The sequence below is a fragment of the Brucella pituitosa genome (assembly GCF_003049685.1).
In the GTDB taxonomy this organism is placed as follows: domain Bacteria; phylum Pseudomonadota; class Alphaproteobacteria; order Rhizobiales; family Rhizobiaceae; genus Brucella; species Brucella pituitosa.
Genome location: NZ_PYSY02000001.1, coordinates 1,072,269 through 1,098,929, shown reverse-complemented (window position 1 = coordinate 1,098,929; position 26,661 = coordinate 1,072,269). Strand labels below are relative to the sequence as shown.

Below are 26,661 nucleotides of genomic sequence, written 5' to 3'. Positions count from 1 at the left end.
GGCGCATCCCGAAAAGTGTGAAACGTTTTTCGGATAAGATGCGCGCCAACACAAACAATTAGAGCGCAGCGCGCTCTAATCCCGCGAGAAGGTAAAGTGGCTCGTCTGGGCGTAGACTTCGCCCGGACGCAAGATCGCCTGAGGAACATAGGCATATTCCAGCGATCCCGGCCAGACCTGCGGCTCCAGGCAGAAACCTGCATGTTTGCCGTAAGGCTTGCCCGTCAAGCCAATGCAATCATTGGCCATTGTGTTGCCAGCATAAAACTGAACGCCAGGCTCCGTCGTCTCGATATCAAGACGAATGCCGGATCGTGCACTTTTAACAGACGCACAGGGGCGCAAGGGACCACGCGCTGCAGTCATGCAGAAATTGCTGTCATATTCGACCTGCTTGCCGTCTTCCTCAAAACGGATCGGACGGAAATCGCGGAAATCATAAGGCGTGTCTCTGACCGGCAAAATGCGTCCATCCGGAATCAGCGCTTCATCGACGGGCATGTAGGCACCAGCTTCGATCTTTAACTGATGATCGAGAATGTCGCCCTCGCCACCATCATCAAGATTGAAATAGCTGTGATGGAGAAGATTGCAGACTGTAGGTTTGTCAGTCACGGCTTCAAGACGCACAATCAGCGTACCCTTTGCATTGAGCATATAGGTACAGCTTACATTGAGATTACCGGGAAAACCCATCTCCCCATCGGCTGCGAGTGTCGCAAGTGTTACGAAATCAGATCCTGAACCGGTGACTTTCCAGACCCGGTTACCAAGACCTTTGCTGCCGCCATGCAGATTATGAATACCCTGAAAATTCGCCTCGACTTCGTAAGTCTGCCCATCAAGTTCAAAGCGCGCATTGCGGATGCGATTGGAAAAGCGACCGGCAATTGCGCCTAAATGAGGCGAGTGCGCCGGATAATCGGCAAAATCACGATAGCCAATAACCAATGGCGCATCATGCCCGTCCATGCGCAAATCCTGAACGGCTGCGCCCCACGTGATGATCTTCGCTTCCAGCGAACCGTTTGCGATTGTGAGCCGATGAACCGCCTGCCCGTCCGGTGCATATCCAAAAATTTCCGCTGTCACTTTGTTCGCCCATTCTGATGCGTTTTTGAGAGCCGCATCAAGCCGCATCGGCGCGCACTGCGCAAGAGGCTAACTGCTCGATATGCTAAGGATGAAACATTGCTTTCGCCCCAATTCATGATACGAACTTCAAAACATTTCAAAAATTTGTAATTCGCTTTATGTTGCGCTTCACGTAGCAGGCACCTTATATGCGCCAACAAAGCTCTGGCTATTGTGAAAGCAATATGACTTTCCCTATCGCCGGAAACACGCTAGACACGCGCAGATACTCAGACGTATGCCTGTTGTGGCATCGCCAAGAATAAAGGAATCGAAACTTGTCCTCTACTTTTGACAAAGTCGCCGACATCATCGCCGAAACCAGTGAAATCGACCGTGACACCATCACGCCGGATAGCCACACTATCGATGATCTCGGCATCGACAGCCTCGACTTCCTCGACATCGTATTTGCGATCGACAAAGAATTCGGCATCAAGATTCCGCTTGAACAATGGACGCAGGAAGTGAACGAAGGCAAAGCGCCGACGGAAGAATACTTCGTTCTGAAGAATCTCTGCGCCAAGATCGACGAGCTGGTCGCAGCCAAAAAGGGCTGACCAGCCGCGAAAGCTGACGGTATTGAAGGGTGAACATCCGTGTTCGCCCTGATTCCGTTTCTGGATCACGCATAGAATCCATAAGCACAGCATTTACGGGCAGACCGAACCATGCAGAGCAATAAAGTCGTCATCACCGGCATTGGCATCATCTCTTCGCTAGGCGAAGGACTGGATGCGCATTGGAATGCTTTCTCCAAAGCAGGTTCAGAACCGCGCCTCGAAAAGGAAGCCTTTGCGCCATACACAGTTCATCCACTGGGCGAAGTCGATTGGGGTTTGCAAATCCCCAAGCGTGGCGACCAGCGCCAGATGGAAACATGGCAGCGGCTTGGCACCTATGCGGCAGGCCTTGCGCTTGACGATGCCGGTATCAAGGACGACGAAGCGCTTTGCGCAAGCATGGACATGGTCGTGGGCGCCGGTGGCGGCGAACGCGACATCACCGTCGACATGCAGATTCTCGAAGAAGGCCGGACCAGTAACGATCGCGGTGTGATGCTCAACGAGAAACTCTCGACCGAGCTGCGCCCTACCCTGTTTCTGGCACAGCTTTCCAATCTGCTGGCTGGCAATATTTCCATCGTCCATAAAGTGACCGGCTCATCGCGCACATTCATGGGCGAAGAAGGTTCGGGCATTTCAGCGATTGAAACAGCGGCAGCACGCATTCGCTCTGGCCAGAGCACGCATGCGCTGGTTGGTGGATCGTATAACTCAGAACATTTCGACATGATTCTCGGCCATGAGCTTGGCGGATTGCTCAAGCATGATGGCTGGGCGTCCCTATGGGACCGTGAAGGCAGCGCCGGTGGCGGCATGATTTCCGGCTCTGGCGGCGTGTTCCTTGTGCTTGAAAGCGCAGACCATGCGCAAAAGCGCGGTGCCCGCGCCTATGCGGAGATCGCAAACATCGAAAGTGCACAGGTTCGTCGCGATGCTGCCGATCTCACGAAGACGGTTCGTGAACTGGTGCTTGCTGCCAATGGCGGCAAGGAGCCTGCATATGTGGTTTCTGGTGCCTCCGGCGCGCATGACGCAACGGCTGCCGAAAAAGCTGCACTTGAGGGCATTTCCGCCGCTTATCGCGGCATTGCCAACCTGACCGGACATTTGCGCGAAGCTCAGTTCCCGTTGGCGCTGGCTCTCGCGGCTATTTCTGTTTGGAAAGGTGAGGCTTTCGCACCATTAAGCCCGTCTGAAAAGGCGATTGATGGAACGATCGGCGAAGCCATTGTCACCACCGTCGGCGCAACCCGCGCTGAGGGTGCCGCAAAGCTGGTGAGAGCATAAGATGACCAAATACACAGACCATCTCGGCCGTCCCATCGTTGCTATCACGGGTGCAGGCGTTGTTTCTTCACTCGGACAGGGCAAGCAGGACAACTGGGCGGCCCTTACCGGCGGACGCTCCGGCATTCATGAAATTACCCGTTTTCCAACGGAAAGCCTGAAGACACGCTTCTCCGGTACGGTCGACTTTCTGCCTGAAAGCAATGTCGGCTCCTCTGCTCTCTCCGAGGCGCTCGCACGTCTTGCAGGCGAAGAAGCCCTTGCACAGTCCGGCCTTTCCGTAACCAATTTCGGCGGTCCGCTTTTCCTCGCAGCACCTCCCGTTGAACTCGACTGGAAGAGTCGTTTTGCTCTTGATGCGAGCATCAAGGATGAAGGTCCGGCCAGCTACCAGCTTCTGCTTGAAGCTTGCCGTCGTGCCCGTCAGGGAGAACTCTTCAATACAACGCAGTTTGGCTATATTGCCGAGCGCCTGTCGGAAGCCTTTGGCACACGCGGCCTGCCGGTAACGCTGTCGACCGCATGTGCATCGGGCGCAACTGCGATCCAGCTTGGTGTTGAAGCTATTCGCCGTGGTGAAAGCGACCGCGTTCTCTCGATTGGTACAGACGGTTCGGTATCGGCTGAATCGCTCATTCGTTTCTCGCTGCTTTCAGCCCTTTCCACCCAGAACGACAAGCCGGAAAAGGCTTCCAAGCCTTTCTCCAAGGATCGCGACGGCTTTGCGATGGCTGAGGGTTCGGGCGCGCTGGTCATGGAATCGCTTGAAAGTGCGATTGCACGCGGTGCAAAAGTTCTGGGCATTCTCGCCGGTTGCGGTGAAAAGGCTGACGACTTCCACCGCACCCGCTCAAAGCCGGATGCCTCGCCTGCAATCGGAACCGTGCGCGCAGCACTTGCAGATGCCGGCCTGACCGAAGATCAGCTTTCCTATGTCAATGCACATGGCACCTCGACGCCTGAAAACGACAAGATGGAATATCTCGCTCTTTCAACCGTGTTTGGCGAGCAGCTCTCTTCGATCCCGGTATCGTCCAACAAGTCGATGATCGGTCACACCCTGACCGCAGCCGGTGCGATTGAAGCGGTGTTCTCACTGCTGACGATTGAAACAGGCACATTGCCTCCGACCATCAATTACGACAATCCGGACCCGGCAATTCCGCTGGATGTTGTGCCGAATGTGAAGCGTGATGCACGGGTTTCCGCCGTGCTTTCAAACTCATTTGGCTTTGGTGGACAGAATACCAGCCTTGTATTGACCGCTAATCCGAATTAATCGGACTAAAAATTATATATTCTCGGTAATCCCGGAAAGCCGAGTGCTATCCGGGATTATGTCTTGAAAAGGATAAATTCATGCGCGCCTTGCAGCTTCTCGATGATCGTCGTCTCGAAATGACCGACATTGCACCGCCACCTGCACCCGGCAATGGCGAAGTGACAGTGAAGATCAAGGCTGTAGCACTCAACCATATCGACGTATGGGGTTGGCGCGGCATGGCATTTGCCAAGCGCAAAATGCCTCTGGTAATCGGCGCGGAAGCCTCCGGCGTGGTCGATGCAATCGGCCCGGGCGTATCCAATGTTTTGCCGGGTCAGCTTGTTTCGATTTATGGCGCACGCACCTGTGGTCTCTGCAAAGCCTGCCGCGAAGGTCGTGACAATCTTTGCGAACATGTCGGCGGGGTTCATGGCTTCCATCTCGATGGCTTTGCATGTGAAGCAGTCAATCTGCCAGCACGTTTGCTCGTTCCGGCACCTCCCGGCGTTGACGCCATTGGCGCAGCGGTTGCTCCTGTTACCTTCGGTACGGTCGAGCATATGCTGTTTGACAATGCCAAGCTACAGCCGGGTGAAACTGTTCTGGTTCAGGCCGGTGGTTCAGGCATTGGCTCGGCTGCAATCCAGCTTGCAAAGAAAATGGGCTGCACGGTCATCACCACTGTTGGCTCCGACGACAAAATCGAAAAGGCCAAGGCGCTCGGTGCTGATCACGTCATCAATTATCGCGTCGACCGCTTTGAAGGTGTTGTGCGCAAGCTCACCAAGAAAAAGGGCGTCGATGTCGTGTTCGAACATGTCGGTGCGGACACCTGGGCAGGTTCGATGCTCTGCATGAAGCGTGGCGCACGTCTCGTCACCTGTGGTTCGACCTCCGGCGTTTCAACCAACATGAACCTGATGCAGCTTTTCCAGCAGCAGCTTAAAATCCTCGGCTCTTTCGGTTGCCGCATGGAAAACATGGCTGATGCTATGCAGAAAATGGCGCAGGGCGTTGTTCATCCGGTTATCGACACCATTGTCGGCTTTGATGACATTGGCACCGCTTTGAAGCGCATGGAAGGCCGCGACGTCTTCGGCAAGATCGTATTGCAGATCGACTAAGCCTTTATGTTCAAGATTAAGCTTCTTCTCTTCAAATGGTCACGTAAGCTCAAGCAGTTTAACTACTGGCTTTGGGCGCAGGCCGTGTTTGTGACGCTGGCACTGCTGCGTCTGCTGCCTGCTAAAAGCGCAATCCGTTTTTCGGCATGGTTTGCGCGTAAAGTGGGACCACTTACGCCACGGCATAAGGTTGCGACCAGCAATCTTCGTCATGCCTACCCGGAGAAGAGCGACGCTGAAATTGAGAAGATCGCCATTGAGATGTGGGACTCGATGGCGCGTCTTTTCGCGGAATATATCTTCCTCGATGCAATCTTCGATTTTGATCCGAATGCGCCCGAGCCGGGTCTTATCGAAGTCGACGGCATTCCGATTTTTGAACGTCTGCGTGACGAGAAGAAGCCGCATATCTTCTTCACCGCCCATACCGGTAATTTCGAGCTTCTGCCTATTTGCGCAGGTACATTTGGCCTTGATGTTACGGCCCTCTTCCGCCCGCCGAACAATCCCTATATTGCCAAAACAGTTCTGAAGGCGCGCCGCACCAATATGGGGCATCTTGTGCCATCCAAGGCCGGTGCCGCCTGGTCTCTTGCCCGCGTTCTGGACACTGATGGTAATGTCGGGATGCTGGTGGACCAGAAGTTCCAGCGTGGCGTTCCTTCAACCTTCTTCAACCGTCCGGTGAAGACCAATCCGCTGCTGGCAAAGCTCGCGCGCCAGTATGATTGCGATGTCTATCCGGCGCGCTGCATTCGCCTGCCCGGCGGTCGCTATCGCCTGGAGCTGAAAGAGCGTATGGAGCTCCCGCGCGACGAAAAGGGCGAGATCGACATCGCCGCAACCGCGCAGCTTCTCAACGACACCGTTGAAGACTGGGTGCGCGAATATCCCGGCCAGTGGATGTGGTTCCACAAGCGTTGGGGCTAAAACTCAATATCTGCGTTCGGTCAAAAATGGCCGGGCGCTTTTTTTATTTTATGATGTGACAAACATCCTGCCAGGGAGACAACTATGCGTCCTATCGCAATCGCCCCATCCATCCTTTCCGCAGACTTTGCGCGCTTGGGCGAAGAAGTCGATGCCGTGCTTGAAGCCGGTGCCGACTGGATTCATATCGATGTTATGGACGGCCATTTCGTTCCGAACATTACATTTGGTCCTCAGGTGGTGAAAGCAATTCGTCCGCGCACCAAGGCTTTCTTCGATACGCATCTGATGATTGCGCCTTGCGATCCATATCTTGAGCCATTTGCAGATGCAGGCTGCGATCTGATCACAATCCATGCCGAAGCAGGCGCGCACACACACCGCTCGCTCCAGAGCATTCGCGCTTTGGGCAAGAAGTCTGGTCTGGCGCTCAACCCGGCAACCCCTGTCGAAGCATTGACCAACGTCATTGATGACGTTGATCTCGTGCTCGTCATGACGGTCAATCCGGGCTTTGGTGGCCAGAAGTTCATCGCCCCGATGCTTGATAAGATTAAGCGCGTGCGTGAGATGATTGGCGACCGCCCGATCGATATCGAAGTGGATGGTGGCATCACGCCTGAGACTGCCGGATCGGTTGTTGCAGCCGGTGCAAATATTCTCGTCGCCGGTTCCGCCGTTTACAAAGGCAACTCGGTCGAGAGCTACAGCGCCAATATCAAAGCCATTCGTGAAGCCGCAGAAGCGGCACGATAATCTAAAGCCACTTTTCCGGGGGATTGCGTTGAGCTGAGCATCAGGCTCTGCTAAACACCGCGCATTCCCTTTACCCAAGACCTGCAGCCCGGCAGACGGGCCGCCAAAACAGGATATGCCCATGATCCCGCGCTATTCCCGACCAGAAATGGTCGCCATCTGGTCTCCCGAAACCAAATTCCGCATCTGGTTCGAAATTGAGGCCTATGCATGTGAGGCGCTTGCCGAACTCGGCGTAATCCCGAAGGAAGCCGCAAAGACCATCTGGGAAAAGGGTGATGCCGCCAAGTTCGACGTTGCGCGCATCGACGAAATCGAAGCCGTCACCAAGCATGACGTCATCGCGTTCCTGACGCATCTGGCTGAATTCATCGGCCCGGACAGCCGTTTTGTGCATCAGGGCATGACCTCGTCAGACGTACTCGACACCACGCTCAATGTGCAGCTCGTTCGCGCAGCTGATCTGCTTCTGGCAGACATGGACCGCGTGCTTGCAGCGCTCAAGAAGCGTGCATTCGAGCATAAGGACAGTGTTCGTATCGGACGCAGCCACGGCATCCATGCCGAGCCGACCACGATGGGTCTGACTTTCGCCCGTTTCTACGCCGAAATGGTACGCAACCGCGCACGTCTCGTTGCTGCACGAGCAGAAATTGCGACCGGTGCCGTATCGGGCGCTGTTGGCACTTTCGCCAATATCGACCCACGCGTTGAAGAATATGTCTGCGAAAAGCTCGGTCTCGAAGCAGAGCCGGTTTCAACGCAGGTTATCCCGCGCGACCGTCACGCTATGTTCTTTGCAACACTCGGTGTTATCGCTTCGTCAATTGAAAATGTTGCAATCGAAATCCGCCACATGCAGCGCACGGAAGTTCTGGAAGCAGAAGAATTCTTCTCGCCCGGCCAGAAAGGCTCGTCGGCAATGCCACACAAGCGCAATCCGGTTCTGACCGAAAACCTGACCGGCCTCGCCCGTCTGGTTCGCATGTCGGTTGTGCCTGCAATGGAAAATGTCGCTCTCTGGCATGAACGTGATATTTCGCATTCGAGCGTTGAACGCGCAATTGGCCCGGACACCACCATCACACTTGACTTTGCGCTCAACCGTCTGGCTGGCGTCGTCGAAAAGCTGGTGATCTACCCGGAAAACATGCTGAAAAACATGAACAAGTTCCGTGGTCTCGTGCATTCGCAGCGCGTTCTGCTCGCACTCACACAAGCTGGCGTTTCGCGTGAAGATTCCTACCGTCTCGTGCAGCGCAATGCCATGAAGGTCTGGGAACAGGGTGCAGACTTCCTCGAGGAGTTGCTGGCTGATCAGGAAGTGCGCGCAGCGCTTTCCGAAGAGCAGATCCGCGAAAAGTTTGATCTTGGCTATCACACCAAGCACGTGGATACCATTTTCAAGCGGGTATTTGGTGAAGCATAAAGCTTCATAAATTGAGTCCGAAAAAAGCCCCATGTTTCTGAAAACATGGGGCTTTTATTATTCCAGATTAGGCATTTGTTTTGATCGTATTGATCACATTGCCCCATGGGTCTTCGAAGACGTGGTTATTACCGCCACGCGTATCTTCCATCTCCACCCATCCAAGTCCAGTGCGGTCCTGATCGCGTTTGCCAGCACCTGAACTCTGCCAGGCATTCGCGCCGATGTGGTGATGGTAGCCACCAGTGGACAGGAAAACCGCCTTGTCGCCATAGGTCTGCACGGTGTCAAAGCCCAACTGCTGATGCCAGAAGGCTTCAGCATCCTTCGCATTGCCCACGCGCAGGTGAACGTGACCGATGACAGTATTCTGCGGTGCACCGTTCCATTCGCCACCTTCACAGTCAATAACGTCGAGAAGGTTTTTAACGTCGAGCGCTTCGGTACCCATCTTTACACGATCGCCATTCCACTCCCACGTGTTATGCGGGCGGTCGGAATAGATCTCAATGCCATTGCCTTCCGGGTCAGTCAGATAAATAGCTTCACTGACATTGTGATCCGACGCCCCGGCAACAGGTAGCTGCTTGTCGATGGCGCGGCGCGACCAGCGAGCCAGATCGCCACGGGTCGGCAACAGAAATGCCGTATGGTAGAGGCCAGCGCTGCGTGGATCGTCGGCTTTAGCTGCGGAAAACTGTTCGATTTCCATCAACTCGCGATCACCTGCGCCCAGAACAATGGAAGCGCCGCGACGTGCCATCTCGCGCAAACCCACAACATCGCGATAATATTCTGCAAGTCCCTCAGCATCGCGCGCCTTAAGGCCTACACGCGCTACACGCACTGGTGTCGTCATTGCGAAAGGCAAAGGAGCGTTTTTTGCAATGTTGGTGGAAGCGACCTTTTCGGCAGCGACCGTCTTCAGTGTCTCAGTCATTTCATTCTCCTTCGATGGCATTTCTGCCCGCGCGGAAAGAATATTGCTCATAACGGCGGCGCCTGCAGAACCAAGCACAGTTCTTCTGCTGATGGCCATAGTCGTTAATCCTCTCCGTAGTTATCTTCCCGCTAAAGATCACAATTTGGAGAGCGTTACACAAGATAGCGATCAGCGAACAAGCTGTTCATCATTTGCGTTAGCCGTCTCTGAGTGCCCTTCTTATCCCAAGCCGTTTAATACTTTTCTGGGTTGGCAACGACCAAGCTTGAAGACCTGCGAAATCGCCTCTAAATAGGGGGCATGAAAGTCAAAGACACAGATATCCTCATAATCCCCGGTTACACCAATTCCGGCCCCGATCATTGGCAGACCCGTTGGGAGAGCAAACTCTCGACGGCGCGACGTGTCGAGCAGGCCGAATGGTCGAAACCTGTAAAGGACGATTGGGTGGCGCAGCTTGTTAAAGCCGCCAATGAGGCCACAAAGCCTATCGTTCTGGTTGCGCATTCGCTTGGCGTTGCAACAGCGCTCCACGCCATACCGCATATACAGCATAAGGTTGCTGGCGCATTTTTCGTGGCGCCGCCGGACGTTTCAAATGAAAAGATCCGGCCCAAGCATCTTATGACGTTTGGTCCTTATCCACGTGAGCGTCTGCCTTTTCCGACGATCACAGTCGTCAGCCGCAACGATCCGTTTTCCAGCTTTGAGGCCGCAGAAGAGGTCGTGAAGGATTGGGGTGCGATGTTGATCGATGCCGGTGAATCCGGGCACATCAATTCGGAGTCTGGCCACGGTCCATGGCCGGAAGGCTCCATGGTTTTTGCTGAGTTCATGACTCAGCTCCAGCCGATAAAACATCACTAAATCAATGAATTACAGATATTTCTGATCAAATAGATTCAGAACATGTTTTAAGGCGGCAGATGACAAACCATCTGCCGCTTTTTTCTTATGCGCGAACAGCATCCACAAGCGTTTTCGCACCTAGGCGAATATAGCCGCCGTCATTTCCCAGGGTCAAAAACTGGAAACCAAGTGGAATATAGCGACGCGCAAACTCCGCAGAAGGCGAATAAATGCCTGCAAACTTTCCTGCAGCAGCTGCCTTCCGTGCAATTATGCTAATCGGCTCAATGATAGCTTCCGAATTCGGATTGGCCTCACGACCATTACTCCAGGCAATCGAGAAGTCGGCTGGGCCAACGAAAACACCGTCAATGCCACGTACATCGAGAATCGCATCAAGTGCATCGTATGCGTCGCGTGTTTCGATCATCGCGAAAGCCAGTGTGTCCTGGTTCGCCGTCACGAGATAGTCATTCGAACCCGGCGCGCCGTAATCGGCATTGGCGCGGAACACACCCCACGAACGCTCGCCAATCGGCGGATATTTCATAGCAGCGGCAAATTTACGCGCATCTTCAACCGAGTTGATCATCGGTGCGATAACAGCCTGTGCGCCAAAATCGAGCGCACGGCTTGCCATATCGAAGCGTCCGACAGGAATGCGAACGACCGGTGGCTTTCCTGCGTTCAGGATCAATCCAAGGCTGCGCAACACACTTTGCTCATCATGGCCGCCGTGCTGCATATCGAGCGTTACAGCTTCAAGAGCACTATGCGCCAAAACCTCTACTGTCAGCACTTCCGGCAAGGACGACCATGCAGAAAGAACTGTTTCTCCGGCACGAAGACGCGAAGACAAAGACATGCTTATTCCCCTACTCAAGAGCACTTCCCGTTCAGATTGAATCAATGGAAATGCTCTAGCTATTTGTTTTTACGCGCATCTTGTTCCGAAAACCGGTTCCCACTTTTCGGGATGCGTTCCAAATGATAAGGGCAGAAATGCGTTTTGCATTTCCGCCCCTAAACATCATTTAGTCCTTTTGGACCTGCTTGACGGCTTCCTCAAGGAAAGCGAACATCTTCTCGCGAATGGCTTCGTCCGTCACCTTCACGTCAGCTGCATCAAAATCGGCACGCAGCTTGCGGAAGACGTCCTCGTCGCCTGCTTCTTCGAAATCAGCGGCAACAACTTCACGAGCATAGGCTTCTGCGTCTGCATCGTGCTTGCCAAGAAGTTCTGCGGCCCAAAGACCAAGAATCTTGTTGCGGCGAGCTTCCGCCTTGAAGCGCAATTCAGCATCGAGTGCGAATTTGCTTTCGAAAGCGTTGCGGCGATCATCCATGCCAGTGGCCATTCATACAACTCCCAGGACTTTAGAGCGCGTTTCGATCTGATTAAATCAGATCGCGCTCTAAATGTTTATTTTAACGCGCATCTTTTCCGAAAACCGTTTCGCACTTTTCGGGATGCGCTCTAAGTTATGTGAGATCGTCATCCGTTCTCTTGCCTAAAGCTGGCAAGGGGCGCAAGATTATACAAGAGCCAAAAATCACTTTATTGATTTATCTGGCTCTGAAACGCTTAAAACGGGGGAACGGGTACAAAGCAGGATTGTTAAAAGCCCACAATTGCTATACGTAGCCCGCGAGAATAGCGGCAAAAGCCGATCATCACATTTTTGGAAATCCGAGAAAAGCCATGAACCGTCGCCGCCGTATTTACGAGGGCAAGGCCAAGATTCTTTATGAAGGCCCTGAACCCGGTACTCTTGTCCAGTTCTTCAAAGATGACGCAACCGCGTTCAACGCGAAGAAGCATGAAGTTGTTGACGGAAAAGGCGTGTTGAATAACCGCATCTCCGAGCACATTTTCACCCAGCTTAACCGCATTGGCATTCCGACCCACTTTATCCGCCGCCTCAACATGCGTGAGCAGCTGATCAAGGAAGTCGAGATCATCCCGCTTGAAGTCGTTGTTCGCAACGTCGCCGCAGGCTCGATGTCCAAGCGTCTGGGCCTCGAAGAAGGCACTGTTCTGCCACGCTCGATCATCGAGTTCTATTACAAGGCAGACGCCCTTGATGACCCAATGGTCACCGAAGAACACATCACCGCTTTCGGCTGGGCCAGCCCGCAGGAAATCGACGACATCATGGCTCTCGCCATCCGCGTCAACGACTTCCTCACCGGTCTGTTCCTGGGCATCGGCATCCAGCTTGTTGATTTCAAGATGGAATGCGGACGTCTGTTTGAAGGCGACATGATGCGTATCGTTGTTGCCGACGAAATTTCACCAGACTCGGCTCGCCTTTGGGATGTCAACACAAATGACAAGCTCGATAAGGACCGCTTCCGCCGCGATATGGGCGGACTGGTTGAGGCCTATCAGGAAGTGGCACGCCGTCTCGGCATCATGAACGAGAACGACACGCCTCGTCCTTCCGGCCCTACGCTTGTGAAGTAAAAATCCGCACAGCCCGGCAACTCACGTTCCGGGCTGTTTTCATTGTTGTTAAGTTAAATCAGCAGGAACTACAGAGTGATCAAGGCACGCGTCACCGTTACACTGAAGAACGGCGTTCTCGACCCGCAGGGCAAAGCTATTGTCGGCGCGCTCGGCAGCCTGGGCTTCGAAGGCATCAATTCCGCCCGTCAGGGCAAGGTCTTCGATCTCGAACTCGAAGGCTCGGACAAGGCGAAAGCTGAAGCCGAAATCAAGACCATGTGCGAGAAGCTGCTCGCCAACACGGTTATTGAAGATTACGCAATCGTCATCGCCTGACGCGCTGCGGCTTAAATATAGTTTTTTGCGCGCCTTCACACCGCTTCACAGCGGATTTGAAGGGCACTCAAATTCAAAGAGACGTAAAACGCCATGAAAGCAGCAGTCGTTCTTCTTCCGGGCCTCAACCGTGACCGCGACATGATTGCGGCCATCACCAAGATTTCCGGTCAAGCACCAATCACCGTATGGCAGACAGACACGAGCATCCCCGATGATGTTGATCTGATCCTGATTCCCGGCGGTTTCTCTTATGGCGATTACCTGCGTTGCGGTGCAATTGCAGCGCGTATGCCGGTAATGCAGGCCATTCGCGAGAAGGCCGACAAGGGCGTTATGGTTATTGGCGTCTGCAACGGCTTCCAGATTCTCGTCGAAGCACGAATGCTGCCGGGTGCGCTGATGCGCAACACGTCGCTGAAGTTCGTCTGCCGCGAAGTGAAGCTTGAAGTCAGCAATGCGAATACCTCGTTCACACGCGGTTATCAGCCAGGCCAGATCATCCGTTGCCCGGTTGCCCATCACGACGGCAACTATTTTGCTGATGCAGAAACACTGAAGCGCGTCGAAGGTGAAGGTCAGGTTGTGTTCCGCTATGCAGACGGCACAAATCCGAACGGTTCCGTCAACGATATCGCTGGTATCGTCAATGCACGCGGCAACGTTCTCGGCATGATGCCGCATCCTGAAAATCTGATTGAAGGTGCACATGGCGGCGATGATGGCCGTGCACTTTTTGCAGGTGCACTCGGTATCGCAGCTTAAGCAAGACAGCACTGATAAACAGATCAAATGGCCTTCGTTGCAAAACGGCGGCCATTTTTTGTTGCCTGAAACTCAGCATTTCAATTGAGCCCGCAAATGAGAACCACTTTCTCAAGGCCTAGCATCCTGCGCAAAATCGTGGCAGCTTGATCGTCAGATACTTCCTGAATAAACCGAATCGGGGAACGATATCGATGCAGCTATATTCACGCCCACTCTCCCCCTATTCCGCTTTTGTGCGCGGTGTTCTTTATCTCAAGGAACTGCCGTTCAAACCAATTAGTCTCCCCTATCCGTTTCCCGAAGACTTCGTTCATGTGACACCTTTGAAGCGTGTCCCTGTGCTGATAACCGGCTCTGGCGAGACATTATTTGAAGCAGCCGTTATAGCGGAATATCTGGAAGATCATTTCCCGGACACTCCCGTTCTACCCGGCAGCCCGCGCGAGCGTGCGTTGATCCGCCTTCTGGCGCGTGTAGCGGAACTTGAAGTTCTCGGCCCTGCGATGAAACTCTTCATTCTTCAGAGCAAGCCTGAAAGGGATGAGGCCACTATTGAGCGGCTTTTCACCAAGCTTCACAGAGGCCTTAGCGTGGTTGAATCGCGCCTTACCGATCACGATTTTGCACTCAACGACGCGCCAACACTTGCCGATGCATGGCTGGTCCCTGTACGCTTTCTCATGGAGCCGCTCAAAAAGCTTTCGGGGAAAGATGATTTGCTGGCGGCTTACCCAAAATTCGACACATATGCGGTGAAAGCAAAGCAAGACCCTGCGTTCGAACTCATATGGAATGAGATGAGTGACGGGTTGAAGGCTTTCATGCCGCAGCTTGCCTGAGTTATCCCACCCAGTAGAAGGCGTACTCTTTAGGGAGGCGCTTTAACACTTTGTTTCTACGCGTTTATCGGCAAGCCAATCGCCTGATGGCCTTGCCGATAAACGTATTGATGGAGCCTTCCTTGAAGAATAAGACCATTGCGCTTGTAGCACTTCCAGCGCTTGCACTGTTGGCGGCTTGTACACCAAAGCCTGCACCCGGCCCCGTTTCCATCGATTCCAATAAGGCAGCACTCCCGACCATGGAACGCATTGCTCTGGGAGCAAACAGCTGCTGGTTCAAATCCAAGGACAAGGACTTCCGCGGCTATACACTTGCGCCGGAACTCAACTCGTTTACCGGGCGCCCACGTTTTCTGGTGGTTCCATCGCGCAATCTGGCAGGGCGGCCACTGCTTGTTGTCCAGGCACAAGGCAACCCTGCCCGTATCGAGGCTTTTGGTCCAATGATGCAACAGGCGCATGGCGATCGTATCGCCAGAGACATTAATCGCTGGGCTTCCGGCCAAAAAGATTGCTGATGCTCAAATTCAGCGAATATGGAAGCGCACTTTCCGCGCTTCCTTGTCTGCGTCGGTGCGCGTGATACCAATATCACGCAACTGATCGTCCGTAAGATCCATCAATTGAATTCGGCTACGACGCAACATCAGACGCAGAGAACACCAATCAACAAAATTCTGCCAGAACGAGCGCTGTGTACAAGCAACAACGCTTTCTCGTTTCTGCATTGTATCAATTGTATCTATATCATCACGCTTGATTGACACATATGTCATCGCAAAGAGCCTTCATTGCTGGGCTTAACCACTATTTTGCACCGGTTTAGTGCTCGGCAGCTTAAATACAATTGACTCAAATACCGATACAATGCTTATATTGTTACCATGACAAATTGGCTCCCAGACCTCACCGCTAAATCCGGCCCCCTCTATCTTCAATTGGCTGATGCCATTGAGGAAGCGATTGCAGATGGCGCACTGCCTGCCGGGCAGAAGTTGCCGCCGCAGCGCAATCTCGCTTTTGATCTCAAGGTGACAATCGGTACAATAGGACGAGCCTATGCTCTCGCGCATGAGCGCGGACTTGTAACCGGCGAAGTCGGACGCGGCACTTATGTGCTGGGCAGGACCGATGACAAGAATGCGCCGCCTGCCTATTCGAGCGATGGCATTGCAGGTACGCGCGTTCAGGATGCTCCGCTCGATAAGGGGCGTTTCGATACGACTGCTGCACCAGATGTTGGACAGAACGCAGTGCTTGAGCCGCTGATTGCGTCTGTCATTCGCAATTTCCCTCACGAGGTCGTCAATTATACGCGGCATTTCCCGCAACATTGGCTTGAAGCCGGAAGGCAGTGGCTTAATCAGGAGAACGCGCCTGCCGATGCGAGCAATATTGTTATCACCAACGGCGCACATGCTGGTGCAATTGCGGCGATTACGGCTTTCACCTCGCCCGGCGACAGGATTGTTTTTGAAGATCTCACTTACACACAAGTGAGCCGGTCCGTGAAAATTGCCGGACGCCGCGTCGCGATTGCGGCAAGCGATGAATACGGCATGATCCCGGAAGAGTTCGAACGGGTCTGCAATCAACAGCACCCGACAATGGCTTTTCTGATGCCAAGCATCCACAACCCAACGCTCGCGACCATGCCCTATGAGCGCCGGGTTGCAATTGCCAATATCGCGGCACGGCACAATGTCTGGCTCATCGAGGACGACACCTACGGGGTCATGACGCGATCAAACATACCGAAAATCGCTGATATCGCGCCGGAACGCACATTCCTGTTGGGCAGTCTTTCAAAGGCTGTGACTGCCGGCTTGCGTTGCGGATGGGTCGCCTGCCCTCCGCATTGTGCGCAGCGGTTGCGTGTCACTCACAAGCTGATGACAGGGGGCGTTTCGTTTCTGCTTGCTGAAACGACCGCTCAAATGGTGCTTTCCGGACAGGCTACAGCATTGCTGGACAAATGTTCCGCTGAAATCGAGTGGCGGGAGCAACTGGCCCGCAAAATCTTTGTCGGCTATGACTTCGTTTCTTCTCCTCACGTGCCAATCCTGTGGTTGAAACTACCGGAACCCTGGCTCACAAGCACATTCAAAGCGGCCGCCTATGAAAACGGACTACTGATCGATGACGAAGACGAGTTCAAAGCCGGGCGTATTGATCGGACGTACCACCGGGTTCGCATTGCGTTTTCTTCGCCAACAGACCGCGCTCTGGTCGAAAATGGCTTCACAACTTTGCGCCAGCTGCTGGAAAATGAACAAGTGGGCTATGAAGGCAGCATTTGAGCCGGGAAATCGGCATTTTCCTGTCGCGCTTCTGACAGAGTTAGGTTAAAGAGGCCCCTTGAAACCTTAGGTGTCCGCCCTTCGGCAGAAGTTTTCGGGTACCGCAGCCTGCCACGGGGTCCCTCAGCTCAATGACTATTTCCAATAAGCGCGACATCACGCCGGAACTTATCTCTGCCCACGGCCTCAAGCCGGACGAATATCAGCGTATTCTCGACCTGATCGGACGCGAACCGAGCTTCACGGAACTCGGAATTTTCTCGGCCATGTGGAATGAACATTGTTCCTACAAGTCGTCGAAGAAGTGGCTTCGCACACTCCCGACAACCGGCCCACGCGTTATCCAGGGCCCCGGCGAAAATGCCGGTGTTGTCGACATTGGCGATGGCGACTGCGTCGTCTTCAAGATGGAAAGCCATAACCACCCGTCATACATCGAACCTTATCAGGGCGCAGCAACTGGCGTTGGCGGCATTCTGCGTGACGTGTTCACCATGGGTGCGCGCCCGGTCGCAGCAATGAATGCACTACGCTTCGGCGAGCCAAATCATCCAAAGACCCGCCACCTTGTTTCCGGCGTTGTTTCGGGCGTTGGCGGCTACGGTAATGCCTTCGGCGTTCCAACCGTTGGCGGCGAAGTGAATTTCGACAAGCGCTACAACGGCAATATTCTCGTCAATGCATTCGCTGCGGGCCTTGCCAAGCACGACGGCATCTTCCTGTCAGAAGCCAAGGGCGTTGGCCTGCCGGTTGTCTATCTCGGCGCCAAGACGGGCCGCGACGGCGTTGGTGGTGCGACCATGGCGTCCGCTGAGTTCGACGAATCTATCGAAGAAAAGCGTCCTACTGTTCAGGTTGGCGATCCGTTTACTGAAAAGTGCCTTCTGGAAGCCTGCCTTGAGCTGATGGCTTCGGGCGCAGTTATCGCCATTCAGGATATGGGCGCAGCAGGCCTCACCTGCTCTGCTGTTGAAATGGGTGCTAAGGGCGACCTCGGCATCGAACTCATTCTCGACCACGTTCCGGTCCGCGAAGTGAACATGACGGCTTATGAAATGATGCTGTCTGAAAGCCAGGAGCGTATGCTCATGGTGCTCAAGCCGGAAATGGAAGAAGAAGCTCAGGCAATCTTCCGCAAATGGGGCCTCGATTTCGCGATTGTCGGCAAGACAACGGACGATCTGCGCTTCCGTGTCATCCATCAGGGCGAAGAAGTCGCCAACCTGCCGATCAAGGAACTCGGTGACGAGGCTCCTGAATATGATCGTCCGTGGATGGAACCGGGCAAGCACGCACCGCTGCCTGCCAGCAACGTGCCACAGGTTGAAGACTATTCGGATGCGCTGCTCAAGCTCATCGGTTCGCCGGATGGTTCGTCGCGCCGCTGGGTTTACGAACAGTATGACACGCTCATTCAGGGCAACTCGCTGCAAATCCCTGGTGGCGATGCCGGTGTGATCCGCGTTGAAGGTCACGACACAAAGGCTCTGGCTTTTTCGTCTGACGTCACTCCGCGCTATTGCGAAGCTGATCCTTTTGAAGGCGGTAAGCAGGCGGTGGCCGAATGCTGGCGCAACATCACTGCGACCGGCGCTGAGCCACTTGCTTCGACCGACAATCTGAACTTCGGCAATCCTGAAAAGCCGGAAATCATGGGTCAGCTCGTCAAGGCTATCGAAGGCATTGGCGAAGCCTGCCGTGCACTCGACTTCCCGATCGTATCCGGCAATGTCTCGCTCTATAACGAAACCAATGGTCAGGCAATCCTGCCAACGCCGACCATTGCTGGCGTTGGCCTCATCCCTGATTGGTCGCAGATGGCTAAGATTGGCGGCATGCAGGACGGCGACACGCTGGTTCTTCTTGGCGCAGACGGCACACATCTCGGCCAGTCCGTCTATCTGCGCGATTTGTTCGACCGCGCTGATGGTCCTGCGCCGACAGTCGATCTGGCATTTGAAAAACGCAACGGTGAGTTTGTTCGCTCAGCCATCCGCAATGGTCAGGTAACTGCTTGTCACGATCTGTCCGATGGCGGCCTTGCTATTGCAGTTGCCGAAATGGCGATCAAATCCGGCAAGGGTGCTGTGCTTGATGCGGGTGACGGCCTGCCTCATGCAGCTCTTTTCGGTGAAGATCAGGCGCGCTATGTTATTGCCGCAACGCCTGAGATGGCAAAGCTCATTGCATTGAACGCCGAAGGCGTCGGAATTCCATTCCGCGTACTCGGAACAGTTGGCGGTGATCGCCTGCAATTCGCGGGCACTGTTGACGTTGCTGTTGCTGATCTCAGCAAGGCTTTTGAAGGCTGGTTCCCGGACTTCATGAGCGGTGAAGCTGCGGTCGACAACTAATCGTTATCGGTTGGAACTGTTACCAATTGACGCCCGGCCGGGAACACTGTGCCGGGCGTTTGCTTGTCTATGATTTAAAAGTTAGACAGATTGGGGTTAACGTATAACGATAATGCGTTACGATTCGAGACAAACAAGAAGAAGCCCGAAAAGGCAGGAGAATTTGCATGGCTATGGACGCTCATGAGATCGAAAAACTGATACGCGAAGGTATTCCCGGCGCAAAGGTTACGATCCGCGACCTTGCCGGAGACGGAGATCATTATGCTGCTGAAGTTGTTGCGGAAAGTTTCCGCGGCAAGTCACGCGTGCAGCAGCACCAGATGGTTTATGATGCCCTCAAGGGCAATATGGGCGGCGTTCTTCATGCGCTCGCTCTTCAGACCAGCGTACCGGAATAAGTGAAATACGCCGCCTCTGATTGTTGTGCTTGCGAAAGAAACTATCTGAGTATGAAATATACCAGAGCAGCATCGTAAGTGACGATTGGAGGCGGTGATTTTCTTCCTGCGGCAAGATGCTGCCCCCAACACGACCTGTTTTCGCGCTAATTTGACTTGCTTTCACCTCCAGAGGGTGATTACCAAAGCCCAGCTTACTATATTGAGGTAGAACCTCTCCCTACGCGGGCCGGGATTTGAACCGGCATCCTGAAAGGAATTGAAATGACCGGAATCAACGATTTTATCGACAATGAAGTGAAGACCAACGATATCGTGCTGTTCATGAAGGGCACGCCAGGCTTCCCACAGTGCGGTTTCTCCGGTCAGGTCGTACAGATTCTCGACTACCTCGGAGTCGACTATAAGGGCGTGAACGTGCTCGCTTCCGACGAAATCCGTCAGGGCATCAAGGACTATTCCAACTGGCCAACCGTCCCTCAGCTTTATGTAAAGGGCGAGTTCATTGGCGGTTGCGATATCGTACGCGAAATGTTCCAGTCAAGCGAGTTGCAGACACTTTTTGCTGACAAGGGTATTGCCACCAAGGCTGCTTGAGGATTAATTACCCCTCATACGGCTTTTGCCTCCCTTTTATTCTAAAAGGCGCCGATTGTTGGCGCCTTTTATATTGGCCTGATATTCGGGCTAAGCGGCTCTCGCCCGCCAGACTTGCTTTTGAAATCTCTGATCTTGCGCCGCATGCTCCGCACGTGGCACCTAATTTTGCCAAGGAATACCAGTCATGCCGCTAGACATCAGGAACGGTTCGCCGGACCAGAAAGCATCCATGCGCGGACGCACCGAATTTATTGCTCTTATCGCCGCAATCATGGCAATCAATGCGCTCGCAGTTGATATCATGTTGCCCGGTCTGCCGCAGATCGGAGCAAGCCTTGGGGTTCTCACCGAAAACCACGCGCAGTTTGTCATCACAGCCTATTTGCTGGGCTTTGGCGTCTCGCAGTTGTTTTATGGTCCACTGAGCGATCGCTTCGGTCGGCGACTGCCGCTTTTCGGCGGTCTGGCGATCTATATTCTCGCAGCGCTGGGTGCTGCTGTTGCCACCGATTTTACGACGCTTATTGTCTTGCGCGTATTACAGGGACTTGGCGCTGCGGCAACCCGTGTTATTGCCGTTTCCGTTGTACGTGATCGTTTTGCCGGACGCCAGATGGCGGAAGTCATGTCGCTTGTCATGATGGTTTTCATGATCCTGCCAGTCATTGCACCCGCCACAGGACAGCTGATCATGCTGTTCGGCGAGTGGCACCTGATCTTCCTCTCAATGGCGATCATGGCGGCTATTGTCGCCGTCTGGGCCTATATCCGCCTGCCAGAAACGCTACCCGTTGATCACCGCCGCCCGCTTACAGTCAAGAGCATCATCGGAGGTTTCGGCATCGTCCTCTCCAACCGTGTCGCTCTTTTCTATATGCTCGGTACGTCCTTCATCCTCGGTGCGCTGTTTGGCTACATCAACTCCGCACAGCAGATTTTCGTGGGCATATACCAGCTCGGCACCATGTTCCCACTGGCTTTCGCGGCTGTGGCAATGACGCTTGCACTCGCGTCATTCCTCAATTCGCGCCTTGTCGGGCGTTACGGAATGCGCCGAATCTCGCAAACCATGCTGCTGGTATTCGTTGGCTTTAGCCTGCTTTGGGTTGTCCTTTCAGTGGCCATGAAAGGCCCTGTGCCGTTCTGGATGCTGATGACGATCTACATGACCATCATGTTCTCATTCAGCCTCGTGACAGCCAACTTCAATGCGCTTGCTATGGAACCGCTCGGTGAAGTTGCCGGTACAGCCTCTTCCGTTCTGGGCTTCGCGCAGACGGTTATCGGTGCCGCACTTGGTGCCGTTATCGGGCAGTCTTTTGATGGAACAACGACACCCGTTGCCGCTGGCTATTGCGTCTTAGGCTTCATCGCATTCATTTGTGTTTTGATTGCCGAGCGTGGCAAAATGTTCAAGCCGCACAACAAGCCGATCTGATCATCAATTAAAAAGCCCGCCATTTGGCGGGCTTTTGTTTACTCTGCCCAAAGGGCAGTCTGAATTGCTTTCCAGCTTTCCTTGTCAGGCGCAACCAGTATTCCACCACCAGTATGTGATGGCAGATACGGGCTTTCATCCCAGCGCGCGAGATATCCACCTGCTTCCTGATGAATAAGTGCGCCCGGAAGATGATCCCATGGCATCAGCTTGTTATAGACCGCAAAATGCGCACCACCGGTTGCGATAATGCGATATTCATGTGCGGCACAGCGATAGCCGATCTGTGACAGAAACTTCGTGTGATTGCGCGCAAGACGTGACCGCACCGGCTCTGCTGTATATTGCCAGGAAACCGATCCCGTCATCTGCGATATATCTGCGGCTTCTGCCACCCTCACAGGGCTCGTGGAACCATTCGCGTAGCGGATATGACTACCTCCGCCTTTTGCAGCCAGTATCCAGTCCTTGCCAACCGGATCGTAGATAATGCCGGCAACCGTTTCACCTTTCGATACAACTGCCAGCATCACACCAAAGAGCGGAACGCCTGATGCAAAGTTAAAAGTGCCGTCGACCGGATCGATAGTGAACGCAAGATCCGCCTCGCCAAGACCATTCAACAATGTTTCATCGTCGGAGCAAGCTTCCTCGCCAACAATCAACGCGTTGGGAAAGCGTTCGTTGAGGCGCGCAGTGATATAGCGCTCTGCGTTTACGTCGGCTTCAGTAACGAGATCCGCAGGAGAAGTTTTCTGGCGAATATCGCCCTGCCCCAGTTGCCGAAAACGCGGCATGATTTCTTCGTTCGCGGCTTCTGCCAGAAGATCAGCCAACCAATCGATCTGCTTTTCATCAAACTGCACTATCATTCTCCGTATCATCATTTGCCATTAAACTGGCGAAATCAAACAGCTTGCGATCGAGTAGATGGCTTGGGCGCACATTGGTCATGGCGCGGATCATCGTATCCTTGCGGCCGGGCATGCGCTTTTCGATATCAGTCAGCATCGCCTTCATTGCATTGCGCTGAAGACCTTCCTGACTGCCGCACAGATCGCACGGAATGATCGGAAATTGCATCGCCGTCGCAAATTTTTCGAGATCTTCCTCAGCTGCGTAAGCAAGCGGACGGAACACCATCAGATCGCCTTCGTCATTGAGAAGCTTCGGCGGCATCGCGGCAAGGCGACCACCATGAAACAAGTTCATGAAGAAGGTTTCGAGAATATCTTCGCGATGATGCCCGAGAACGATTGCGGAGCAGCCTTCTTCCCGCGCGATGCGATAAAGATTGCCGCGACGCAGGCGCGAGCAAAGCGAGCAATAGGTGCTCGTTTCAGGCAGCTTCTCCGTCACAATCGAATAGGTATCCTGATATTCGATACGATGCTCGATCCCATACTTGTTCAGAAAATCGGGCAGAATGTGCTTTGGAAAATTTGGCTGTCCCTGATCGAGATTGACTGCCAGCAGTTCGACCGGCAGCAGGCCACGCCATTTAAGGTCGAGCAACAAAGCAAGCAAACCATAAGAATCCTTGCCGCCTGAAAGACACACCATCCAGCGCTCGCCGGGCTTTACCATGGCGAAGTCATCAACAGCCTGACGTGTCAGCCGCAACAGACGTTTACGCAGTTTGTTGAATTCAACCGAAGTCGGAACATCGCGAAAAAGTGGATGACAACCGTCAGTTCCGGCATCTTCGGCGATATTTGGATCGAAAGCGTTCATGGTGCTTCCTGCGAATAAGAGAAATTTAGACCTACATACAAAAAAGCCGCCCTTGGGGGAACCAAGGGCGACCATTTATTTCTGCAGACTGAGCTAGAGGCTCAGAATTAACGCGAATAGAATTCGACGACGAGGTTTGGTTCCATCTGAACGGCGTATGGAACGTCGCCCAGAACCGGAACGCGTGCGAAGGTCGCAACCATCTTGTTGTGATCGACTTCAACGTAGTCAGGAACATCGCGTTCTGCGAGCGAAACTGCTTCGAGAACGATGACGAGCTGCTTCGACTTTTCGCGAACTTCAACAACGTCACCAGCCTTGAGGCGGAACGACTGAATGTTGACGCGGCGACCGTTCACGTTCACGTGGCCGTGGTTGATGAACTGGCGCGCAGCGAAGATCGTTGGAACGAACTTTGCGCGGTACACAACAGCATCCAGACGCGATTCGAGCAGGCCGATGAGGTTTTCACCGGTATCACCCTTGCGGCGAGCTGCTTCGTCATAGGTCTTGCGGAACTGCTTTTCCGAGATATCGCCGTAGAAGCCCTTGAGCTTCTGCTTTGCGCGGAGCTGTACACCGAAGTCAGACAGCTTGCCCTTACGGCGCTGACCGTGCTGGCCTGGGCCATATTCACGACGGTTTACAGGGGACTTCGGACGGCCCCAGATGTTTTCGCCAAGACGGCGATCAATTTTGTACTTAGCGGATTCGCGCTTGCTCATCGCATTTCCTTTAAAAAGTTGGTGCGCCTTGCGGCACAGATAGGAAACGCGCCCTCCTCTGCCCTTGGTTTTCAAGGACTGACAGGATGAAGTACGCGAGCGCAACTTCATCCACGGGACACGTCAAATGAAACGCCGGAGCGTTTGGGCTCCAGCGATGGCGGCTTTTAGTCATTGCAGTGTCATCTTGTCAAGGCTGAAGCCCTGATTTTCGGCCATTTCAGCCGTTTATCGCGCATCCAGAGAAGTGCAAAGCCGTTTTCGGGTGAGATGCGCGTTGATATCCCTTACAGACTAAATGCAACGACCTGCCATCAAGTGTGAAGGAACGACAAGTACCCCTTCGACATTAGGCCATAGCGCTCGCTATCAAAAGAGGTGAACATGGCCGTTTCTTTCTCTTTCTTTCAAAAGAGTATTACCACCTGTCTCCTGGCTGTCGCAGTCACGGTGCTCCCGATTGAAAATATGACCGGACCTGCAACAGCAAATGCACAGACCTTCATTGAAAGAGTGCTGAGCGGCAACACAAAGCAGCCGTCTCCCCAAAAACGCTCAAAGAAAAAGCGTAACATCAAGCGCCAGCAATCAAAAGCTCCCCCTTCCACCCAGAGCAAGGCTTTGCCGTCATTAAGTGTTGTTCCGGTGCCAACGCCTGCACCAGCACGCGAAGAGACAAAAGAGCCTGCTGTGGCGGCTCCCGCGCCTGCGCCCGCCAATAATGCAACGCCACTGCCGGAAAAGAAGCCCGAAAAACCTATGGAACAAGCCAAGCCCGTCGATGAACAGCCTGAACCCAAAAAGGCCGAGCGTATTTATCAGGTATCGTGTCCGGCATTGATGGCAGGCGACGTGGAGGGGAAACTTTTGCCACCGATCGAAGATGGTTCGCAATGCAGTGCGCGTTCGCCGCTCTCACTCACTGCTATTGGCAAAGTCGAACCGTTAGAATTTGCGAATGCAGTCACGACAAACTGCGCCATGGCTGTCACGCTCGCCGAATGGTCTACAGACGTTAAGGATGCAGCCAGGAAAGTATATGGCGATAGCATCAAGATCACCGAAATTGGCACCGGATCAGATTATCAATGTCGTAATGTGAATGGTGCATCGACAGGCCGCGTTTCTGAACATGCATTCGCTAATGCGCTCGATATCATGTCATTCAAGTTCTCGGATGGGTCCAAAACCGAACTTGAAAGCGGCTGGAATGGATCAGAAAAGGAAAAGGCTTTCTGGCGTGCCGTGCATGGCGCAAGTTGTAAGCTTTTCATGACCGTGATCGGCCCCGACGGCGATGCTGCCCACCGCACAAATATGCATCTGGATCAGGGATGTCATGGCAAATCCTGCCTTGCTCGAATCTGCCAATAAGATAATCTGGAGCTAGTATGGCGAACCCGGAATTCGTCACACCATAAAGCAACCGTTTGAACGAATTTCGGGCTCCAAGCCATACTAGTATGATATTGAATCTAGTGTGGTTTACGGATTTGAAGTTCCTAAACGTGGATGCAACACAACTGATAGGAACTTCAAATCCACCACACTAGGTGGGGGCACCATTAAAAAACCAAAACTACCTTTCTAATAGCATCGTCATTATCGATTTTGCTTACCGCAATTTGCGCGGTGGCTTTTCAAAGGAAGCGATCCATGAAATCGACCCAGATTATACTTTCTGCAATTTTCACTCTCGGAATCGCAGGTGCTGCCCATGCAGACGCCGTACCCAAGCGTTCAAAGGATTTCACAGGGAATTATCAGACCCTCGTAAAAGACCAGCAAGCATCACCGCAAGTGGCTGATTGCATCGCGAGCGCCTATGACTATGTGAAGAAGAGCAAGAAATATGATCGTCTCGGCTTTACCAAGGACGATATCGCTGCTGCTACAACCAACGACAAATCATCGAAGTTCAGCGCCAAAGACGCGAATAAGGTTTCTGCCGTTATTTCAGTACCCGGTGAAGCCCGTACAAAAAGCGGCGGCACACAATGGGATACGATCACCCTGCGCTGCGGCATAACTGGTGGCAAGCTTAAGGCAATCGAACTGGCACCCGGAAAAGGCGCAAAGTAAGCGTTGTTTGCCGCCTATCGGAGCAACTGACTTTTAATCAGTTGCTCTTTTTATCCGAGACATACTCTGGCAAGCCTTTGTGCTTGGTCTCTGCAAATTCTTCGAGTTCTTTCTCAGTCATCGATTCATACATTTCTTTTGAAGCACCGATCAGCTCGCTTTTCCTGATCTCGCCGCGCTTGGCGGCAAGTGCGGCACCGGCAGCTTTTTGCTGAGCCTGTGATTTTGCTGGCATTGTTATTACTCCCTTGGCTAAAGCATGTCGCAGCTAAATGGATTCATTTAGCGTTCGTGAACATGCGACAGTTAAAAGAATCTAGAGCGAGCGCCATGGGTGCGATTAAGCGCGA

29 protein-coding genes are annotated in these 26,661 nt (G+C 53.5%); 20 read left to right on the top strand and 9 right to left on the bottom strand.

Annotation, left to right across the window (positions count from 1 at the left end; genetic code table 11):
* Positions 1-75: 75 nt before the first annotated feature.
* Positions 76-1,092: an aldose epimerase family protein gene (locus C9380_RS05450; RefSeq protein ID WP_128093168.1), complete on the bottom strand. Its 1,017-nt coding sequence runs from the start codon at positions 1,090-1,092 to the stop codon at positions 76-78.
* A 320-nt stretch (positions 1,093-1,412) separates the two neighbouring features.
* Here C9380_RS05450 and C9380_RS05445 point away from each other — a divergent pair, with 320 nt between their 5' ends.
* The 7 genes from C9380_RS05445 (at position 1,413) to purB (ending at position 8,490) form a co-directional block, all read left to right on the top strand.
* Positions 1,413-1,694 (top strand): acyl carrier protein, encoded by a 282-nt coding sequence (locus C9380_RS05445; protein WP_024897522.1) that lies wholly within the window; start codon positions 1,413-1,415, stop codon positions 1,692-1,694.
* 111 nt (positions 1,695-1,805) lie between these two features.
* Positions 1,806-2,987, top strand: coding sequence for a beta-ketoacyl-ACP synthase (locus tag C9380_RS05440; protein WP_105706734.1), 1,182 nt, complete (start codon positions 1,806-1,808; stop codon positions 2,985-2,987).
* A 1-nt stretch (position 2,988) separates the two neighbouring features.
* The gene (locus tag C9380_RS05435; RefSeq protein ID WP_100559164.1) at positions 2,989-4,266 is read left to right on the top strand and encodes a beta-ketoacyl-ACP synthase; all 1,278 of its coding nucleotides are present in this window, start codon (positions 2,989-2,991) and stop codon (positions 4,264-4,266) included.
* Between the two features lie 80 nt (positions 4,267-4,346).
* A complete protein-coding gene (locus tag C9380_RS05430; RefSeq protein ID WP_094541938.1) occupies positions 4,347-5,375 on the top strand; it encodes a zinc-binding dehydrogenase in 1,029 nt (342 codons plus the stop codon).
* Between the two features lie 6 nt (positions 5,376-5,381).
* Positions 5,382-6,305: a lipid A biosynthesis lauroyl acyltransferase gene (locus tag C9380_RS05425; RefSeq protein WP_128093167.1), complete on the top strand. Its 924-nt coding sequence runs from the start codon at positions 5,382-5,384 to the stop codon at positions 6,303-6,305.
* Between the two features lie 84 nt (positions 6,306-6,389).
* Positions 6,390-7,061: a ribulose-phosphate 3-epimerase gene (gene rpe / locus C9380_RS05420; protein WP_024897517.1), complete on the top strand. Its 672-nt coding sequence runs from the start codon at positions 6,390-6,392 to the stop codon at positions 7,059-7,061.
* Positions 7,062-7,182: 121 nt separating this feature from the next.
* Positions 7,183-8,490 carry an adenylosuccinate lyase gene (gene purB / locus C9380_RS05415; protein ID WP_100559170.1) on the top strand — a complete coding sequence of 436 codons (1,308 nt, stop codon included), beginning with the start codon at positions 7,183-7,185 and terminating at the stop codon, positions 8,488-8,490.
* Positions 8,491-8,557: 67 nt separating this feature from the next.
* On the opposite strand, the gene C9380_RS05410 is transcribed toward purB, so the two are convergent.
* Positions 8,558-9,529: a VOC family protein gene (locus C9380_RS05410; protein WP_374844419.1), complete on the bottom strand. Its 972-nt coding sequence runs from the start codon at positions 9,527-9,529 to the stop codon at positions 8,558-8,560.
* A 204-nt stretch (positions 9,530-9,733) separates the two neighbouring features.
* Between C9380_RS05410 and C9380_RS05405 the strand changes: the two genes are divergently transcribed.
* Complete coding sequence (locus C9380_RS05405) at positions 9,734-10,300, top strand: alpha/beta hydrolase (RefSeq protein ID WP_128093166.1); 567 nt, start codon at positions 9,734-9,736, stop codon at positions 10,298-10,300.
* A gap of 85 nt (positions 10,301-10,385) precedes the next feature.
* On the opposite strand, the gene C9380_RS05400 is transcribed toward C9380_RS05405, so the two are convergent.
* Positions 10,386-11,153: an HpcH/HpaI aldolase family protein gene (locus C9380_RS05400; RefSeq protein ID WP_024897513.1), complete on the bottom strand. Its 768-nt coding sequence runs from the start codon at positions 11,151-11,153 to the stop codon at positions 10,386-10,388.
* Positions 11,154-11,316: 163 nt separating this feature from the next.
* Positions 11,317-11,640, bottom strand: coding sequence for a DUF1476 domain-containing protein (locus C9380_RS05395; protein WP_024897512.1), 324 nt, complete (start codon positions 11,638-11,640; stop codon positions 11,317-11,319).
* Between the two features lie 344 nt (positions 11,641-11,984).
* On the opposite strand from C9380_RS05395, the gene purC reads away from it, so the two are divergent.
* The 5 genes from purC to C9380_RS05370 all read left to right on the top strand — a co-directional run bounded on the left by purC (position 11,985) and on the right by C9380_RS05370 (position 15,195).
* Complete coding sequence (purC, locus tag C9380_RS05390) at positions 11,985-12,749, top strand: phosphoribosylaminoimidazolesuccinocarboxamide synthase (RefSeq protein WP_007874627.1); 765 nt, start codon at positions 11,985-11,987, stop codon at positions 12,747-12,749.
* 75 nt (positions 12,750-12,824) lie between these two features.
* Positions 12,825-13,067, top strand: coding sequence for a phosphoribosylformylglycinamidine synthase subunit PurS (gene purS, locus C9380_RS05385; protein ID WP_024897511.1), 243 nt, complete (start codon positions 12,825-12,827; stop codon positions 13,065-13,067).
* Between the two features lie 93 nt (positions 13,068-13,160).
* Positions 13,161-13,832 (top strand): phosphoribosylformylglycinamidine synthase subunit PurQ, encoded by a 672-nt coding sequence (gene purQ / locus C9380_RS05380; protein ID WP_128093165.1) that lies wholly within the window; start codon positions 13,161-13,163, stop codon positions 13,830-13,832.
* A 194-nt stretch (positions 13,833-14,026) separates the two neighbouring features.
* The gene (locus tag C9380_RS05375) at positions 14,027-14,674 is read left to right on the top strand and encodes a glutathione S-transferase family protein (RefSeq protein WP_111787608.1); all 648 of its coding nucleotides are present in this window, start codon (positions 14,027-14,029) and stop codon (positions 14,672-14,674) included.
* A 122-nt stretch (positions 14,675-14,796) separates the two neighbouring features.
* The gene (locus tag C9380_RS05370) at positions 14,797-15,195 is read left to right on the top strand and encodes a hypothetical protein (RefSeq protein WP_128093164.1); all 399 of its coding nucleotides are present in this window, start codon (positions 14,797-14,799) and stop codon (positions 15,193-15,195) included.
* A 9-nt stretch (positions 15,196-15,204) separates the two neighbouring features.
* Here C9380_RS05370 and C9380_RS05365 read toward each other — a convergent pair whose 3' ends face one another.
* Positions 15,205-15,444, bottom strand: a complete 240-nt coding sequence (locus C9380_RS05365) for a DUF1127 domain-containing protein (RefSeq protein ID WP_235822335.1) — start codon at positions 15,442-15,444, stop codon at positions 15,205-15,207.
* A 117-nt stretch (positions 15,445-15,561) separates the two neighbouring features.
* Between C9380_RS05365 and C9380_RS05360 the strand changes: the two genes are divergently transcribed.
* From C9380_RS05360 to C9380_RS05340, 5 genes are all read left to right on the top strand, one after another.
* Positions 15,562-16,977, top strand: a complete 1,416-nt coding sequence (locus tag C9380_RS05360; RefSeq protein WP_105706739.1) for an aminotransferase-like domain-containing protein — start codon at positions 15,562-15,564, stop codon at positions 16,975-16,977.
* A 131-nt stretch (positions 16,978-17,108) separates the two neighbouring features.
* Positions 17,109-19,331, top strand: a complete 2,223-nt coding sequence (gene purL, locus C9380_RS05355; protein ID WP_024897505.1) for a phosphoribosylformylglycinamidine synthase subunit PurL — start codon at positions 17,109-17,111, stop codon at positions 19,329-19,331.
* 167 nt (positions 19,332-19,498) lie between these two features.
* Positions 19,499-19,732, top strand: coding sequence for a BolA/IbaG family iron-sulfur metabolism protein (locus C9380_RS05350; RefSeq protein WP_007874594.1), 234 nt, complete (start codon positions 19,499-19,501; stop codon positions 19,730-19,732).
* Between the two features lie 264 nt (positions 19,733-19,996).
* Positions 19,997-20,329, top strand: a complete 333-nt coding sequence (gene grxD / locus C9380_RS05345; RefSeq protein WP_024897504.1) for a Grx4 family monothiol glutaredoxin — start codon at positions 19,997-19,999, stop codon at positions 20,327-20,329.
* A gap of 187 nt (positions 20,330-20,516) precedes the next feature.
* Positions 20,517-21,770 carry a multidrug effflux MFS transporter gene (locus C9380_RS05340; RefSeq protein WP_128093163.1) on the top strand — a complete coding sequence of 418 codons (1,254 nt, stop codon included), beginning with the start codon at positions 20,517-20,519 and terminating at the stop codon, positions 21,768-21,770.
* A gap of 38 nt (positions 21,771-21,808) precedes the next feature.
* Here the strand turns inward: C9380_RS05340 and C9380_RS05335 are convergent, their stop codons facing one another.
* The 3 genes from C9380_RS05335 to rpsD all read right to left on the bottom strand — a co-directional run bounded on the left by C9380_RS05335 (position 21,809) and on the right by rpsD (position 24,229).
* Positions 21,809-22,642, bottom strand: coding sequence for an inositol monophosphatase family protein (locus tag C9380_RS05335; RefSeq protein ID WP_374844421.1), 834 nt, complete (start codon positions 22,640-22,642; stop codon positions 21,809-21,811).
* Positions 22,626-23,504: a tRNA 2-thiocytidine(32) synthetase TtcA gene (gene ttcA, locus C9380_RS05330; RefSeq protein ID WP_024897501.1), complete on the bottom strand. Its 879-nt coding sequence runs from the start codon at positions 23,502-23,504 to the stop codon at positions 22,626-22,628. The genes C9380_RS05335 and ttcA overlap by 17 nt, the downstream gene beginning before the upstream one ends.
* Positions 23,505-23,611: 107 nt before the next feature.
* Positions 23,612-24,229, bottom strand: coding sequence for a 30S ribosomal protein S4 (gene rpsD / locus C9380_RS05325; protein ID WP_024897500.1), 618 nt, complete (start codon positions 24,227-24,229; stop codon positions 23,612-23,614).
* Positions 24,230-24,613: 384 nt separating this feature from the next.
* Between rpsD and C9380_RS05320 the strand changes: the two genes are divergently transcribed.
* Entirely contained in the window at positions 24,614-25,603 is a 990-nt protein-coding gene (locus C9380_RS05320) for an extensin-like domain-containing protein (RefSeq protein ID WP_128093162.1), read from the top strand.
* Between the two features lie 282 nt (positions 25,604-25,885).
* Positions 25,886-26,311 (top strand): type IV secretion system effector BspC, encoded by a 426-nt coding sequence (gene bspC, locus C9380_RS05315; RefSeq protein ID WP_128093161.1) that lies wholly within the window; start codon positions 25,886-25,888, stop codon positions 26,309-26,311.
* Positions 26,312-26,348: 37 nt separating this feature from the next.
* On the opposite strand, the gene C9380_RS05310 is transcribed toward bspC, so the two are convergent.
* Positions 26,349-26,546: a DUF3008 family protein gene (locus tag C9380_RS05310; protein WP_024897497.1), complete on the bottom strand. Its 198-nt coding sequence runs from the start codon at positions 26,544-26,546 to the stop codon at positions 26,349-26,351.
* Positions 26,547-26,661: the final 115 nt, after the last annotated feature.

Excerpts from the sequence above, each read along its gene's own strand:
- C9380_RS05440 (WP_105706734.1), top strand. The coding sequence starts at position 1,806 with ATGCAGAGCAATAAAGTCGTCATCACCGGCATTGGCATCATCTCTTCG.
- C9380_RS05435 (WP_100559164.1), top strand. The coding sequence starts at position 2,989 with ATGACCAAATACACAGACCATCTCGGCCGTCCCATCGTTGCTATCACG.
- C9380_RS05430 (WP_094541938.1), top strand. The coding sequence starts at position 4,347 with ATGCGCGCCTTGCAGCTTCTCGATGATCGTCGTCTCGAAATGACCGAC.
- C9380_RS05425 (WP_128093167.1), top strand. The coding sequence starts at position 5,382 with ATGTTCAAGATTAAGCTTCTTCTCTTCAAATGGTCACGTAAGCTCAAG.
- rpe (WP_024897517.1), top strand. The coding sequence starts at position 6,390 with ATGCGTCCTATCGCAATCGCCCCATCCATCCTTTCCGCAGACTTTGCG.
- purB (WP_100559170.1), top strand. The coding sequence starts at position 7,183 with ATGATCCCGCGCTATTCCCGACCAGAAATGGTCGCCATCTGGTCTCCC.
- C9380_RS05410 (WP_374844419.1), bottom strand. The coding sequence starts at position 9,529 with ATGGCCATCAGCAGAAGAACTGTGCTTGGTTCTGCAGGCGCCGCCGTT.
- C9380_RS05405 (WP_128093166.1), top strand. The coding sequence starts at position 9,734 with ATGAAAGTCAAAGACACAGATATCCTCATAATCCCCGGTTACACCAAT.
- C9380_RS05395 (WP_024897512.1), bottom strand. The coding sequence starts at position 11,640 with ATGGCCACTGGCATGGATGATCGCCGCAACGCTTTCGAAAGCAAATTC.
- purC (WP_007874627.1), top strand. The coding sequence starts at position 11,985 with ATGAACCGTCGCCGCCGTATTTACGAGGGCAAGGCCAAGATTCTTTAT.
- purQ (WP_128093165.1), top strand. The coding sequence starts at position 13,161 with ATGAAAGCAGCAGTCGTTCTTCTTCCGGGCCTCAACCGTGACCGCGAC.
- C9380_RS05375 (WP_111787608.1), top strand. The coding sequence starts at position 14,027 with ATGCAGCTATATTCACGCCCACTCTCCCCCTATTCCGCTTTTGTGCGC.
- C9380_RS05360 (WP_105706739.1), top strand. The coding sequence starts at position 15,562 with ATGACAAATTGGCTCCCAGACCTCACCGCTAAATCCGGCCCCCTCTAT.
- purL (WP_024897505.1), top strand. The coding sequence starts at position 17,109 with ATGACTATTTCCAATAAGCGCGACATCACGCCGGAACTTATCTCTGCC.
- C9380_RS05350 (WP_007874594.1), top strand. The coding sequence starts at position 19,499 with ATGGCTATGGACGCTCATGAGATCGAAAAACTGATACGCGAAGGTATT.
- grxD (WP_024897504.1), top strand. The coding sequence starts at position 19,997 with ATGACCGGAATCAACGATTTTATCGACAATGAAGTGAAGACCAACGAT.
- C9380_RS05340 (WP_128093163.1), top strand. The coding sequence starts at position 20,517 with ATGCCGCTAGACATCAGGAACGGTTCGCCGGACCAGAAAGCATCCATG.
- C9380_RS05335 (WP_374844421.1), bottom strand. The coding sequence starts at position 22,642 with ATGATAGTGCAGTTTGATGAAAAGCAGATCGATTGGTTGGCTGATCTT.
- ttcA (WP_024897501.1), bottom strand. The coding sequence starts at position 23,504 with ATGAACGCTTTCGATCCAAATATCGCCGAAGATGCCGGAACTGACGGT.
- rpsD (WP_024897500.1), bottom strand. The coding sequence starts at position 24,229 with ATGAGCAAGCGCGAATCCGCTAAGTACAAAATTGATCGCCGTCTTGGC.
- C9380_RS05320 (WP_128093162.1), top strand. The coding sequence starts at position 24,614 with ATGGCCGTTTCTTTCTCTTTCTTTCAAAAGAGTATTACCACCTGTCTC.
- bspC (WP_128093161.1), top strand. The coding sequence starts at position 25,886 with ATGAAATCGACCCAGATTATACTTTCTGCAATTTTCACTCTCGGAATC.
- C9380_RS05310 (WP_024897497.1), bottom strand. The coding sequence starts at position 26,546 with ATGCCAGCAAAATCACAGGCTCAGCAAAAAGCTGCCGGTGCCGCACTT.